At 45.4% G+C, this 12651-nt stretch carries 15 protein-coding genes; 10 read left to right on the top strand and 5 right to left on the bottom strand.

Annotation, left to right across the window (positions count from 1 at the left end):
- Positions 1-200: 200 nt before the first annotated feature.
- From cytR to rraA, 6 genes are all read left to right on the top strand, one after another.
- Positions 201-1229, top strand: a complete 1029-nt coding sequence (cytR, locus tag R7Q46_RS09945; RefSeq protein ID WP_254901949.1) for a DNA-binding transcriptional regulator CytR — start codon at positions 201-203, stop codon at positions 1227-1229.
- A 224-nt stretch (positions 1230-1453) separates the two neighbouring features.
- Positions 1454-2002, top strand: a complete 549-nt coding sequence (gene ftsN, locus R7Q46_RS09950; protein ID WP_017820300.1) for a cell division protein FtsN — start codon at positions 1454-1456, stop codon at positions 2000-2002.
- A 115-nt stretch (positions 2003-2117) separates the two neighbouring features.
- Entirely contained in the window at positions 2118-2669 is a 552-nt protein-coding gene (gene hslV, locus R7Q46_RS09955) for an ATP-dependent protease subunit HslV (RefSeq protein WP_005383176.1), read from the top strand.
- Between the two features lie 23 nt (positions 2670-2692).
- Positions 2693-4024, top strand: a complete 1332-nt coding sequence (gene hslU / locus R7Q46_RS09960) for an HslU--HslV peptidase ATPase subunit (RefSeq protein ID WP_025768349.1) — start codon at positions 2693-2695, stop codon at positions 4022-4024.
- A 1130-nt stretch (positions 4025-5154) separates the two neighbouring features.
- Complete coding sequence (locus R7Q46_RS09965) at positions 5155-6072, top strand: 1,4-dihydroxy-2-naphthoate polyprenyltransferase (RefSeq protein ID WP_005397953.1); 918 nt, start codon at positions 5155-5157, stop codon at positions 6070-6072.
- A 76-nt stretch (positions 6073-6148) separates the two neighbouring features.
- Positions 6149-6655, top strand: coding sequence for a ribonuclease E activity regulator RraA (gene rraA / locus R7Q46_RS09970; RefSeq protein ID WP_005379537.1), 507 nt, complete (start codon positions 6149-6151; stop codon positions 6653-6655).
- 135 nt (positions 6656-6790) lie between these two features.
- On the opposite strand, the gene zapB is transcribed toward rraA, so the two are convergent.
- On the bottom strand, positions 6791-7033 hold the full coding sequence (zapB, locus tag R7Q46_RS09975) for a cell division protein ZapB (RefSeq protein WP_005379536.1): 243 nt from the start codon (positions 7031-7033) through the stop codon (positions 6791-6793).
- A 348-nt stretch (positions 7034-7381) separates the two neighbouring features.
- On the opposite strand from zapB, the gene glpX reads away from it, so the two are divergent.
- The 3 genes from glpX (at position 7382) to R7Q46_RS09990 (ending at position 9906) form a co-directional block, all read left to right on the top strand.
- Entirely contained in the window at positions 7382-8389 is a 1008-nt protein-coding gene (gene glpX / locus R7Q46_RS09980; RefSeq protein WP_005383180.1) for a class II fructose-bisphosphatase, read from the top strand.
- A 385-nt stretch (positions 8390-8774) separates the two neighbouring features.
- Entirely contained in the window at positions 8775-9395 is a 621-nt protein-coding gene (locus R7Q46_RS09985; protein ID WP_149191994.1) for a helix-turn-helix transcriptional regulator, read from the top strand.
- Between the two features lie 160 nt (positions 9396-9555).
- The gene (locus tag R7Q46_RS09990; protein WP_318077480.1) at positions 9556-9906 is read left to right on the top strand and encodes a DUF3135 domain-containing protein; all 351 of its coding nucleotides are present in this window, start codon (positions 9556-9558) and stop codon (positions 9904-9906) included.
- Here the strand turns inward: R7Q46_RS09990 and R7Q46_RS09995 are convergent.
- The 4 genes from R7Q46_RS09995 to R7Q46_RS10010 all read right to left on the bottom strand — a co-directional run bounded on the left by R7Q46_RS09995 (position 9900) and on the right by R7Q46_RS10010 (position 11516).
- Positions 9900-10193, bottom strand: coding sequence for a GIY-YIG nuclease family protein (locus R7Q46_RS09995; RefSeq protein ID WP_054866031.1), 294 nt, complete (start codon positions 10191-10193; stop codon positions 9900-9902). The genes R7Q46_RS09990 and R7Q46_RS09995 overlap by 7 nt on opposite strands.
- A 166-nt stretch (positions 10194-10359) precedes the next feature.
- Positions 10360-10524 (bottom strand): hypothetical protein, encoded by a 165-nt coding sequence (locus R7Q46_RS10000; protein ID WP_318077481.1) that lies wholly within the window; start codon positions 10522-10524, stop codon positions 10360-10362.
- A gap of 59 nt (positions 10525-10583) precedes the next feature.
- A complete protein-coding gene (locus R7Q46_RS10005) occupies positions 10584-11006 on the bottom strand; it encodes a DUF805 domain-containing protein (protein WP_005384868.1) in 423 nt (140 codons plus the stop codon).
- Between the two features lie 162 nt (positions 11007-11168).
- Positions 11169-11516, bottom strand: a complete 348-nt coding sequence (locus tag R7Q46_RS10010; protein WP_017820736.1) for a 5-carboxymethyl-2-hydroxymuconate Delta-isomerase — start codon at positions 11514-11516, stop codon at positions 11169-11171.
- A 269-nt stretch (positions 11517-11785) separates the two neighbouring features.
- Here R7Q46_RS10010 and tpiA point away from each other — a divergent pair, with 269 nt between their 5' ends.
- Positions 11786-12556, top strand: a complete 771-nt coding sequence (gene tpiA, locus R7Q46_RS10015; RefSeq protein ID WP_005384863.1) for a triose-phosphate isomerase — start codon at positions 11786-11788, stop codon at positions 12554-12556.
- Positions 12557-12651: the final 95 nt, after the last annotated feature.

The following is a 12651-nucleotide window of genomic DNA, read 5'->3' on the forward strand; positions in this document are numbered from 1 at the left end:
AGACTATCCAAATTAGAAAAGTCTAAAGTGACTTGTTTGCACAGGCTTAGATTAAAACAATGACTATTCCCACAAATTGATATCGCGGTGAAGAATCCATTTTCCCACTCGTTAACACGAACTGAGCGAAGAGCAAACACAGCTCTAACTCGGTTTGATTACTCTGATTTCAAACCGGAATAACGTCATCTTGGCAAAAAATAAATGAGAGGTTAAAAACTATGGCGACAATGAAGGATGTTGCCCAGCTTGCGGGAGTGTCTACGGCTACGGTATCTCGAGCCTTAATGAATCCAGAGAAAGTCTCTTCTTCTACAAGAAAGAGAGTAGAAGATGCCGTACTTGAAGCGGGTTATTCTCCAAACTCATTAGCGCGTAACTTACGTAGAAACGAATCAAAAACCATTGTTACTATCGTTCCCGACATCTGTGATCCTTATTTTTCTGAAATTATTCGCGGTATTGAAGATGCAGCCATGGAACATGGCTATCTAGTCCTGCTGGGCGATAGCGGACAACAGAAGAAACGCGAAAGCTCTTTCGTAAACCTCGTATTTACTAAGCAGGCAGATGGAATGCTACTGCTTGGTACAGATCTACCATTCGATGTCAGTAAGCCAGAGCAAAAGAACTTACCTCCGATGGTAATGGCGTGTGAATTTGCGCCAGAGCTCGAGCTTCCGACAGTACATATTGATAACCTGACCTCAGCATTTGAAGCGGTGAATTACCTGACTCAATTAGGTCATAAACGCATTGCTCAAATCTCTGGACCAGATACAGCAATATTGTGTCAGTTCCGCCAGCAAGGCTACCAACAAGCCCTGCGCCGTGCCGGCATCAATAAAGATCCACAATATAGTGTCATTACTGAGTTCTCTTTTGATGGCGGAGCAAAAGCCGTTCGTAAACTGCTCGAATTGCCAGAACCACCAACGGCTATTTTCTGTCACTGTGACACAATGGCCATCGGCGCAATTCAAGAAGCGAAAAAGCTTGGCTTACGAGTACCGCAAGATCTCTCTGTTGTGGGCTTTGATGACATTAACTTCGCTCAGTACTGCGATCCACCGTTGACCACCATCTCTCAACCTCGCTATGAGATTGGTCGACAAGCGATGCTAATGATGCTCGAGATGTTAAAAGGCCACGACGTGCATTCAGGCTCGCGTCTGCTTGAAACTAATCTCGTCATTCGTGGAAGTGCAGCGCCACCACAGCGCCCTTAACCTAAAGATTAGGTATTCATCCCCAAAGCGGTGCCAAGGCGCCGCTTTTTATTTACCCCTCCTGCTTTTTGTATATCCCCGAATAAACATAAGCGAGAACAGAAACACACTCCTACACTCGGACGTTGTCGCGCTTTAGCTATCAAGATTCTATCAATAGGGTGTTTTCTCAACTCGTTCTGGATTAACATATTTGCAAGAATCCTTGATGACCAGAAATAACCGTGGCAAATAGAGATTATGTAAGACGGGGGCGAGGCGCCCCAAAAAAGTCGACAAAAAAACAGCCGCCGAGAAGAAAAAAACCTTGGCGCAGTGGCCTGCTCGCTATCTTGCTCGTGGGCGGTTTTGGCTATGGTCTTTACCTTTTGAGTAGCGACCCAGAACCTAAACAACCAGTCGTGAAGCAGCCAACAACCACTGTCAGCAAACCAAAGCCGAAAAAAGACTTGCCGCCACCACCAGAAGAAAAATGGGAATATGTTGAGTCACTACCGAAACGTGAAGTTGAAGTTGTGGCTAAAGAAATTGAAGTTTCTAAAATTCCTTACATCATGCAGTGTGGCGCGTACAAAACTCAGGCACAAGCGGAAGAGCGCAAGCTTGCAATCGCGTTCCAAGGGATGTCGAGCAAGATTCGTAAGAAAGAAGGCAGTTCATGGTATCGCGTGGTGCTAGGTCCGTATAAGTTCAAACGTGATGCAGAACGTGACCGCCATAAACTGCAACGCGCGAAAATCGAGCCGTGCGCGATTTGGAAAGAAAATCTTTAAACTCAGGCCCTAGGAGCTAAGATCCTAGGGCCTTTCTTTTTGCCCCCTTGAATCCCCATTTCTCCTCCCCCATATACTGAATTAAATCCAAAGAGAAATAATCAAGAGGTCGACTGTGACTACCATTGTATCTGTACGTCGAAATAATAAAGTCGTCATCGCGGGTGATGGCCAAGTATCTCTAGGCAATACCGTAATGAAAGGTAATGCGCGCAAAGTTCGCCGCCTATACAACAACCAAGTACTAGCGGGCTTTGCCGGCGGTACTGCGGATGCCTTCACCCTTTTTGAGCGCTTCGAAAGCAAACTGCAAATGCACCAAGGTCACCTAACCAAAGCGGCAGTTGAGCTAGCCAAAGACTGGCGTAGCGATCGTGCTTTGCGCAAGCTCGAAGCCTTACTTGCCGTTGCCGACGAAACCGCATCGTTAATCATTACCGGTAATGGTGATGTCGTACAGCCAGAACATGACCTGATTGCGATTGGCTCTGGTGGTGCTTACGCACAAGCTGCCGCAACCGCCCTACTAGAAAACACAGATCTAGATGCTCGTGAGATCGCGGAAAAAGCTCTCAATATCGCGGGTGATATTTGTGTCTTCACTAACCATCACCACACGGTAGAAGAGCTAGACTCAACAGTAGAGCCTGAAAAACCAACCGCGTAATCGTAACGAAGTAAGGAAAGAATATGTCTGAAATGACGCCTCGCGAAATCGTTCATGAATTGAACCGCCACATTATCGGTCAAGAAAAAGCCAAGCGTTCGGTTGCGATTGCACTTCGTAACCGCTGGCGCCGCATGCAGCTTGAAGAAAGCTTGCGTGCCGAAGTGACGCCAAAAAACATCTTGATGATTGGTCCTACTGGTGTTGGTAAGACTGAAATCGCACGACGCCTCGCAAAACTGGCAAATGCCCCTTTCATCAAAGTTGAAGCGACAAAATTCACCGAAGTGGGTTACGTTGGTAAAGAAGTTGAAACCATCATCCGTGACCTAACAGATGTCGCTGTGAAAATGACGCATCAACAAGCGATGGAGAAAGTGAAATTCCGCGCAGAAGAGCAAGCGGAAGAACGCATTCTTGATGCGCTACTGCCACCAGCACGTGATAGCTGGGGTCAAGCAGAGCAAACGGAAGAGTCTTCTCACACTCGCCAGATCTTCCGTAAGAAACTGCGTGAAGGCCAACTAGACGATAAAGAAATTGAAATCGACGTAGCCGCACCACAAATGGGCGTAGAGATCATGGCGCCTCCTGGTATGGAAGAGATGACTAACCAGCTGCAAGGCATGTTCCAAAACCTCGCTGGCGACACCAAGAAAAAACGTAAGCTGAAAATCAAAGACGCAATGAAAGCGTTAGCGGAAGAAGAAGCGGCGAAACTGGTAAACCAAGAAGAGCTAAAAGAAGCAGCGATTTTCAACGTTGAAAACAACGGCATCGTATTTATCGATGAGATCGACAAAATCTGTAAACGCGGCGAGAGCTCAGGCCCAGACGTTTCACGCGAAGGTGTTCAGCGCGACCTACTTCCATTGATTGAAGGCAGCACGGTATCAACCAAGCACGGCATGGTAAAAACAGACCACATTCTGTTTGTTGCATCTGGTGCATTCCAAGTGGCAAAACCATCTGACTTGATCCCAGAATTGCAAGGTCGTCTACCAATTCGTGTTGAGCTAGAAGCACTAAGCAGCAACGACTTCAAACGCATTCTGACAGAACCAAAAGCCTCTCTAACAGAGCAGTACGTTGCGTTGATGAAAACGGAAGATGTGGACATCGAATTCACAGAAGACGGCATCACGCAAATCGCGGAAGCGGCATGGACGGTCAACGAAAGCACAGAAAACATCGGTGCTCGTCGCTTACACACCGTTATGGAACGCTTAATGGATGAAATCTCTTACGACGCAGCGGAGCAATCTGGCGCTAAATTCGTTATTGATTCCGCTTATGTGAAAGCACGCTTAGGCGACACGATTGAAGATGAAGATCTAAGCCGCTTTATTCTTTAATCGCAATCTATTTTACCAAAGCCCAGAACCTTGTTTCTGGGCTTTTTGTTTAGAATGGCGGTGACTTTGACAACATCTAAATCAAAAGCTCTCGTCATTCTAGCGAACTCAAGCGAGACTAAGAATCTGGTAACAGCACACGCCTATTCTTTCCAACTCACCTTAACCACTTCACAACCGGACGATAGATTCTGAATCACACTCGTTCCTCGCTGTTCAGAATGACGGTCACTTAGACGACATCTAAATCAAAAGGTCTCGTCATTCTAGCGAGCTCAAGCGAGACTAAGAATCTGGTAACAACAGACGCCTATTCTTTCCAACTCACCTTAACCACTTCACAACCGGACGATAGGTTCTGAATCAAACTCGTTCCTCGCGGTTCAGAATGACGGTGACTTAGACAACATCTAGATCAAAAGCTCTCGTCATTCTAGCGAGCTTAAGCGAGACTAAGAATCTGCTAACAGCAAACGCCTATTCTTTCTCTCTCACCGTAACCACCGCACAATCAGATGATAGATTCTGAATCACACTCGTTCCTCGCTGTTCAGAATGACGGTGACTTTGACAACATCTAAATCAAAAGACCTCGTCATTTTAGCGAGCTCAAGCGAGACTAAGACTCAGCTAACAGCAAGCTCCTATTCCTTCCCACTCACCTTAACCACGGCACTATTGGGACGATAGATTCTGAATCACACTCGCTCCTCGCTGTTCAGAATGACGGTGATTTTGACAACATCTAAATCAAAAAGATCTCGTCATTCTAGCGAGCTCAAGCGAGACTAAGAATCTAGTAACAGCAGACGCCTATTATTTCCCACTCACCTTAACCACGGCACTATTGGGACGATAGATTCTGAATCACCTCGTTCCTGGCTGTTCAGAATGACGGTTACTGTGACAACACCTAAATCAAAAAGATCTCGTCATTCTAGCGAGCTCAAGCGAGACTAAGAATCTAGTAACAGCAGACGCCTATTCTTTCCCACTCACCTTCACCACTGCTCAACCGGATGATAGATTCTGAATCACCCTTTGACTTCTAGTTGAGTTGTTTTAGGTCAATAGCGTATCTGCCTCTTTGTGCTTATACTGGGCACATTGGTTACTAGCACGAAATTTCCATGAAACAATCTCTACAGATCTGGCTTGAAGCCGCTCGTCCAAAAACATTACCTCTGGCATTGGTCTCTATCTTAACAGGTAGCGTGCTCGCGTACTCGGCGGGTCATTTCTCACTGACGATTGCCATCATGGCTTTCGTAACCGCGACATTGCTGCAAATTCTGTCCAACCTGGCAAACGACTATGGCGATGCCGTTCAAGGTACAGATAACGACAAACGCCTCGGTCCATTACGAGCGATGCAGTCTGGCGCGGTAAGTGCTAAACAGATGAAACAAGCGATTATCTTTAACATCGTTCTGACCGCAATCTCAGGCTTGGTGTTAGTTTTCTATTCACTAAGTTCACTGGAAAGCATTGTTACTTTTATCGGGCTGGGAATTTTGGCCATTCTCGCAGCCATTGCTTATACCATGGGTAGCAAACCATACGGTTACGTGGGGCTTGGCGATATATCAGTGTTCTTGTTTTTTGGTCTACTAGGCGTATCCGGTACCTACTTCTTGCATACTGGTCACGTAGACACCACGCTATTCTTACCTGCTCTAGGCTGCGGTTTACTCGCCGTTGCAGTACTCAACATCAACAATATGCGTGATATCGAAAACGACCGAGAGTGTGGTAAACGCACGGTCGCAGTGCGTTTGGGTCAACGCAAAGCCAAGCAGTACCACTTTGTTTTACTTGGCGGTGCTATTCTTGCCTTTGCGGCTTACTTGTTAATTCAAGACAAACCCGTTTGGATTAGCTTGCCATTTTTACTTAGTATTTATTTCGTGGCCGATCATGGTAAAGCGGTTTGGCATACACAAAAGCCCGCTCAGATAGCACCAATGATGCCAGTCATCGTGAAATGCTCTTTAGTCACCAACGTTTTGTTTGCAACAATTGTGGTAGCTCAAACTCTAGTAAGTTAAAAAAGGATTGTCATTGCATTGACTTAATGCCTAGATATACTCAAAGACAACCAATTTCTGTTTAGAAAGGTACGCTATGGAATACAATACCTCAGCACTCTGTGATATCTACCTCGATCAGGTAGATGTGGTTGAACCAATGTTCAGTAACTTTGGCGGTCGCGCTTCATTTGCCGGGCAAATCACCACCATCAAGTGTTTTGAAGATAATTCGTTGATCCGCGAGACATTAGAGCAAGATGGACTTGGTCGCGTTTTGTTAATTGACGGTGGCGGTTCCCTACGTAAAGCCCTTATCGATGCAGAAATCGCAACCATTGCGGAAGAAAACGAGTGGGAAGGCATTGTCGTTTACGGCTGTGTTCGTGAAGTAGATGAACTTGAAGATATGAACTTAGGCATTCAAGCCCTCGCTTCTATTCCTGTTGGAGCGACCAGTCAGGGTATTGGCGAATTGGATGTACCAGTCAACTTTGGCGGCGTTAGCTTCCTTCCAGAAGATTACATTTATGCTGATAGCACCGGAATTATCCTGTCGCCTGAACCATTGAATATTGATTTAGAGTTGGATGAAGAAGCATAGCGAGTCTTAGGTGTCTAAGTTATAGGGTCTTCTCTTAGCTATCAGCGCCTAGCCTTGTCTTAACATTTTCTACTTCCCTAAAACACAAACACCCGCTTAGCGCGGGTGTTTTTAATTTGGAATGAAGAAGCTGAATTATTCCACTTCGTCCATTTTGCCAAGTAGTGCACGAATGCGCTCTTGCCATTGTGCGTGCTCTTGCTGTGCTTGTTGTGCTTTTTGCTCTAGCTCTTCACGTTGAGAGCGAAGCTCGTTAGCTTCTTCCGCAAGTTTAGCTTTATCTTCTTTCAGCTCTTCGACTTCCATCTGAAGAAGAGTGATTGTGTCAACTGCAGTTTGAATTTTAGATTCTAGTTGTTCTAGTACTTCAAAAGACATCTTGGCCTACCTATGTTATTCCGTTGGGACGATGTGCGAGATTGATGCACACCTAACCTATATAAGGTTCATTCTACTCAGCGTCGCGATGAGAAACACTCACTATATTCGATATTTTGCATCATTCGGTCAAAAAATCAGCGCAATCTCACTAAACGCTGACTTTTCTTGTCGCCGAAGCATTTTTGAGCAAGGATTTTGCGTCCCGCTACGCTGAAAATCGCCCTAAGTATTGATCAAATTCAAGTTAGATAAAGTAAAAGCCTCGCAAAAAGGCAAACGTTTACTCGACCTTGTGATAGAATCGCCGCGCAAATTCTTCTTCCCTCTTGCTTACTTGGAGACATCATGAAACGCGATTTAGCAATGGCATTTTCCCGTGTGACTGAAGGTGCAGCTCTGGCTGGTTACAAATGGCTTGGCCGTGGCGATAAAAACGCAGCCGATGGCGCAGCTGTTGAAGTTATGCGCACGCTACTGAACAAAACAGATATCAGTGGTGAAATTGTCATTGGTGAAGGTGAAATCGATGATGCGCCAATGCTGTACATTGGTGAGCAAGTGGGTATTGGTGGTGATGAAGTGGATATCGCTGTCGACCCGATTGAAGGGACGCGTATGACGGCAATGGGACAATCGAACGCACTAGCCGTACTTGCCGCAGGTGAGAAAGGCAGCTTTCTTAAAGCGCCAGATATGTACATGGAAAAACTGGTTGTTGGCCCTGGTGCAAAAGGCGTAATTGACTTAGAAAAGCCGTTAAAAGAAAACCTAGAGAACGTAGCAAAAGCCCTGAACAAGCCACTTGATACCCTAGTCGTTATTACCCTTGCGAAACCTCGCCACGATGACGTTATTGCAGAAATGCAAGCAATGGGCGTACGTGTTTTTGCGGTGCCTGATGGTGACGTCGCTGCCTCTATTCTAACTTGTATGCCAGACAGTGAAGTGGACATGATGTACTGTATTGGCGGTGCGCCAGAAGGGGTTGTATCAGCAGCGGTAATTCGAGCGCTAGACGGTGATATGCACGGTCGCCTGCTTCCTCGTCACGAAGTAAAAGGCGATACTGAAGAAAACCGCATTTACGGTGCAGATGAACTAAAACGCTGCGATGAAATGGGCGTAAAAGCGAATGTTGTCCTCAAAATGGAAGACATGGCTCGTAGCGACAATGTGGTATTTTCAGCTACAGGCATCACTAAAGGTGACTTGCTGGAAGGTATCTCTCGTCAAGGCAATATTGCAACCACAGAAACGCTGCTCGTACGCGGTCGATGCCGAACTATTCGCCGCATCAAATCGACTCACTACTTAGATCGTAAAGATCCAGAAGTGCGTGATATTATTCTTTAAGCATTTCTCGAGGCTCTCGCTCAATCTGAGTGTGAGCCTTTCTTTTCGCACAACCGGACAATAGATTCTGAATCACTCTCGTTCCTCGTTGTTCAGAATGACGGAGGCTTTAATAAGCTCTAAATCAAAAGAACTCGTCATTCTAGCGAGCTCCAACGAGACTAAGAATCTGGTAACAGCAGGCTCCTATTCTTTGCTGGTCACCTTAACCACTGCTCAACCGGACGATAGATTCTGAATCACCTTATTCCTCGCCGTTCAGAATGACGACATATATTGGCTCATATGAACATAGCCCCTACAAATCCACACTCAAATTAAGTCAACACTTTTCTTTACTAACCCTATCGCGCATAATATGTACTGACGTATAAATGGTGGGTATATGAAGACCGTAGATAGGATATTGCAAATCGTTAAGCGTGATGGCTCCGTCACTGCAAAACAACTCTCCTCTGAGCTAGGTATGACAACCATGGGGGCTCGTCAGCACCTGCAAAGTTTAGAAGATGATGGCATTCTTTCTATCCATGACGTAAAAGTGAAAGTTGGTCGCCCTGCTCGTCATTGGTCTCTCACTCAAAAAGGTCATGAGCAATTTGCTGACCGTCACGGTGAGTTGACCATTCAGTTTATAGAAGCTGTCGAACATATATTTGGCAAAGATGGACTGGAAAAAGTCACATCAGAGAGGGAAAAACTCACGTTACAAAGTTATCGTCAGCATCTTGAGCAATGCGACTCTCTGCAAAGCAAACTAGAAACACTTGTCACATTAAGAGAGCAAGAAGGCTATATGGCAGAGCTCGAGAGAGATGAGAACGGATTCATCTTGATCGAAAATCACTGTCCGATTTGTAAAGCCGCAACTCGCTGCCCAAGCTTGTGCCAATCAGAATTAAGTGTCTTTCAGTCTTTACTTGGACATGACACCAAAGTAGAGCGTACCGAACACATCATTAGTGGCCAAAGACGCTGCGTTTACCGCATCCAACAACTGCAGTAACCACCACAACCAAACATCGACATGCCGCACTTATTCAATCTCACTCCTGAAAGCTTCTCTTATAAGTGAGACGGCTGAAGAATTCATCCTCTCTCCTCTTTCTAGTGGTATAGGCTTTTAGTAACTAAAGGCAATTTCCATAAGGATTTGGAGAGCATCGATGTCTAATCTACGTCATATCCCGTCCCAAACGCTTCCTCCATTCGATGAAATGGTTCGAATGGCAGAGCGAGACCCAGAAGCTTTTGAGCAATTTCGTCATGAGATGGCGAAAGAGATGATCGAAAGCGCATCAGAAAATATGAAAGAAAGATTGTGGGCTCAACAAAGCCACATTGATAGAGTCATCAGAACGTGTAAAAACCCTCATCACACCAATGTGGTATTGATGAACGAGTTGCAAAAACAGGTCGTGAAGTTCAAAGCTGCGCTAGAAGGGGAAGCGGCACCGACACAAAAAGCGGATGTGGTTAGCTTAAATGCGTTTAAAGATAGGAATGACTTTTACTGATACTCAGTAGATAGATCGAGAAAGTTAGGGTTCGTTTCTCTTACCAAGGCTAACTTCCACTCACGCTTCCACTGCTTGAGCTGCTTTTCTCGGTTTATAGCCGTAGCCATATCGTCGAATAACTCAAAGTAAACGAGCTTATGAACGTTGTATTTCTTAGTAAATCCTTCCACTACTCCATTTTTATGTTGCCATATTCTTTGGGGCAGCTGACTGGTAACACCTATGTAGAGAACGGCGTTGTTATTTGACGTTAGGATATAAACGCAAGGTGTCTTATCGATGATTCATTCTCCTTCATTATTCGCTGTTACTTTTCCATTGTAATTCGCGAGCTCAGTCAGTTTATTTCAAACTCGGAGCACTCTGTGCGTAGATTCTGAATCACCTCGTTCCTCGCTGTTCAGAATGATGATGACTTTAACAGCCTCCAAACCAAAAAGGATCGTCATTCTAGCGAGCTTTAGCAAAGCTAAGGATCTGGTAACAGCAAGCCCCTATTCTTTCCCGCTCACCTTGGCCACTGTTCAATCGGACGATAGATTCTGAATCACTTCGTTCCTCGCTGTTCAGAATGACGATGGCTTTCACAGACTCTAAATCAAAAGAATTCGTCATTCTAGCGAGCCTTAGCGAGACTAAGAATCTACTTTCAGCAAGCACGATACTTGAAGTAATTACTCCGGCTCAGGGCCATATTGGTTTGGTCCTGATGTTCCCTTTAAGAAACCACATTCAATTAGAATCCATAAACCACAAATCAGAGAAATGGAAGCAACGAACATCTGTGGGGTCGACGGCTCTTGCGCGGCAGGGCTGGTCATTGGCGTGGCAATTCGTCCGATAATCAACGGAATATTCAGTGCTAGCCAATAGATCGATTTGTTGCGGTCGTGCCAACGCTTGGTAGTTATCGCCAAATCAGGGATCAACAGAACCACCAAGAAAATAGGAAGAAGCACATAGGAGAGAGTAGGAAGCAGTTGGCTGATACCGGCACCAAAGCCTAGAATGGACACATAGTAAATGACGTTCCAAATCCAGTAGGTTTTACGGTTTATACGTCCTTGAAAAGAAAACAGTAACTCTTTAGTCGACATCAAATTTTACCCCAAAGTAGAAAGGTTATAGATTAGCCGAGTCGATATAGTTTGGAAAGGACACCGATAGCTTGGGTGCCCACAACTACCTTACAACAAGCAGAGCCAGGCTGAGAATTCGTAACAATAACCCCTCGCTATTCTCGGGCAATTCAGCGCAACCTAGTTCACTACCTTTTGGAAGCTATCTATATCCATATCTCGGATATTGACCGTTAAACTGTGCACGTGACTAGCTTGCTCTTGAAGTGTCGCCATCAAGGCTCGTGACAGTTCTCGCTTTTGTTCTTGGGATCGACCAGATAACAAATCAAAGTTGATATGGATAAAGTCGAGGCTATCACCCTCCTCTCCTATTAACCAATTGTGGCACCGGAGCGTTCTAGATTTCACTGACGCGAGTTCAAAAAGGCCACTTTCTAACGCCGTTTTATGTAAATCCTCCAGCAACCCCTGAACATTGACGCGTTCTTCCACCGAGTTTGAATACTCTAAAACGAGATTTGGCATTTTGATTCCTTTCTACAACAATTAATTCCAGCGCGTAGTAATACCAATCTCAGCAGCAATTTCCGAGGAATGAACTATCATTCTGTCTACGCGATCACCAATCGGTTGCTTTTGACAAAAATAACAGGATCGATGCTTGGTCGAATCAACAAAGAAAGCCGGACAAGACATGACGCCAATCATGATCTGTTCACATTATTCTGTTATATTCCTACGTAGATTTTTTACATTAATTGACTATTTACATTAAAGATAAGGGAGATATTCCTATGCGTCGTCCTGTAGTGATGGGTAACTGGAAACTAAACGGCAGCAAAGCAATGGTAACTGAGCTGCTAACTGGTCTTAACGCTGAACTTGAAGGCGTTGAAGGTGTTGACGTAGCAGTCGCTCCACCAGCACTTTACATCGACCTAGCAGAGCGCGTAATCGCTGAAGGCGGTAACAAGATCATCCTAGGTGCTCAAAACACTGACCTAAACAACAGCGGTGCGTTCACTGGCGATATGTCTCCAGAAATGCTGAAAGATTTCGGTGCTACTCACATCATCATCGGTCACTCAGAGCGTCGTGAATACCACAACGAATCTGACGAGTTCATCGCTAAGAAATTCAACTTCCTAAAAGAAAACGGTCTAACACCTGTTTTCTGTATCGGTGAATCTGAAGCGCAAAACGAAGCTGGCGAAACTGAAGCAGTATGTGCACGTCAAATCAACGCAGTTATCGACACTTACGGTGTTGAAGCTCTAAACGGCGCAATCATCGCTTACGAACCAATCTGGGCTATCGGTACTGGTAAAGCAGCAACAGCTGAAGACGCACAACGCATCCACGCTTCTATCCGCGCACTAATCGCAGCGAAAGACGAAGCAGTTGCAGCACAAGTAATCATCCAATACGGCGGTTCTGTTAAGCCAGAAAACGCTGAAGCTTACTTCTCACAACCAGACATCGACGGCGCTCTTGTTGGCGGCGCTTCTCTAGACGCGAAAAGCTTCGCAGCAATCGCTAAAGCAGCGGCTAAAGCAAAAGCTTAATCTCGTTTTTACTGAGAGTGACCCGTCCTGATATGGGTTGACACTTTTTAACTAAAACGCTCGATGTACTTCATCGGGCGTTTTGTATTTTAAAG

Source organism: Vibrio sp. 811, from assembly GCF_033339195.1.

What these genes read in the sequence shown, in the direction of transcription:
- hslU (WP_025768349.1), top strand. Translation starts at nt 2,693, where the DNA reads ATGTCTGAAATGACGCCTCGCGAAATCGTTCATGAATTGAACCGCCAC.
- R7Q46_RS09965 (WP_005397953.1), top strand. Translation starts at nt 5,155, where the DNA reads ATGAAACAATCTCTACAGATCTGGCTTGAAGCCGCTCGTCCAAAAACA.
- rraA (WP_005379537.1), top strand. Translation starts at nt 6,149, where the DNA reads ATGGAATACAATACCTCAGCACTCTGTGATATCTACCTCGATCAGGTA.
- zapB (WP_005379536.1), bottom strand. Translation starts at nt 7,033, where the DNA reads ATGTCTTTTGAAGTACTAGAACAACTAGAATCTAAAATTCAAACTGCA.
- glpX (WP_005383180.1), top strand. Translation starts at nt 7,382, where the DNA reads ATGAAACGCGATTTAGCAATGGCATTTTCCCGTGTGACTGAAGGTGCA.
- R7Q46_RS09985 (WP_149191994.1), top strand. Translation starts at nt 8,775, where the DNA reads ATGAAGACCGTAGATAGGATATTGCAAATCGTTAAGCGTGATGGCTCC.
- R7Q46_RS09990 (WP_318077480.1), top strand. Translation starts at nt 9,556, where the DNA reads ATGTCTAATCTACGTCATATCCCGTCCCAAACGCTTCCTCCATTCGAT.
- R7Q46_RS10000 (WP_318077481.1), bottom strand. Translation starts at nt 10,524, where the DNA reads ATGACGAATTCTTTTGATTTAGAGTCTGTGAAAGCCATCGTCATTCTG.
- R7Q46_RS10005 (WP_005384868.1), bottom strand. Translation starts at nt 11,006, where the DNA reads ATGTCGACTAAAGAGTTACTGTTTTCTTTTCAAGGACGTATAAACCGT.
- R7Q46_RS10010 (WP_017820736.1), bottom strand. Translation starts at nt 11,516, where the DNA reads ATGCCAAATCTCGTTTTAGAGTATTCAAACTCGGTGGAAGAACGCGTC.
- tpiA (WP_005384863.1), top strand. Translation starts at nt 11,786, where the DNA reads ATGCGTCGTCCTGTAGTGATGGGTAACTGGAAACTAAACGGCAGCAAA.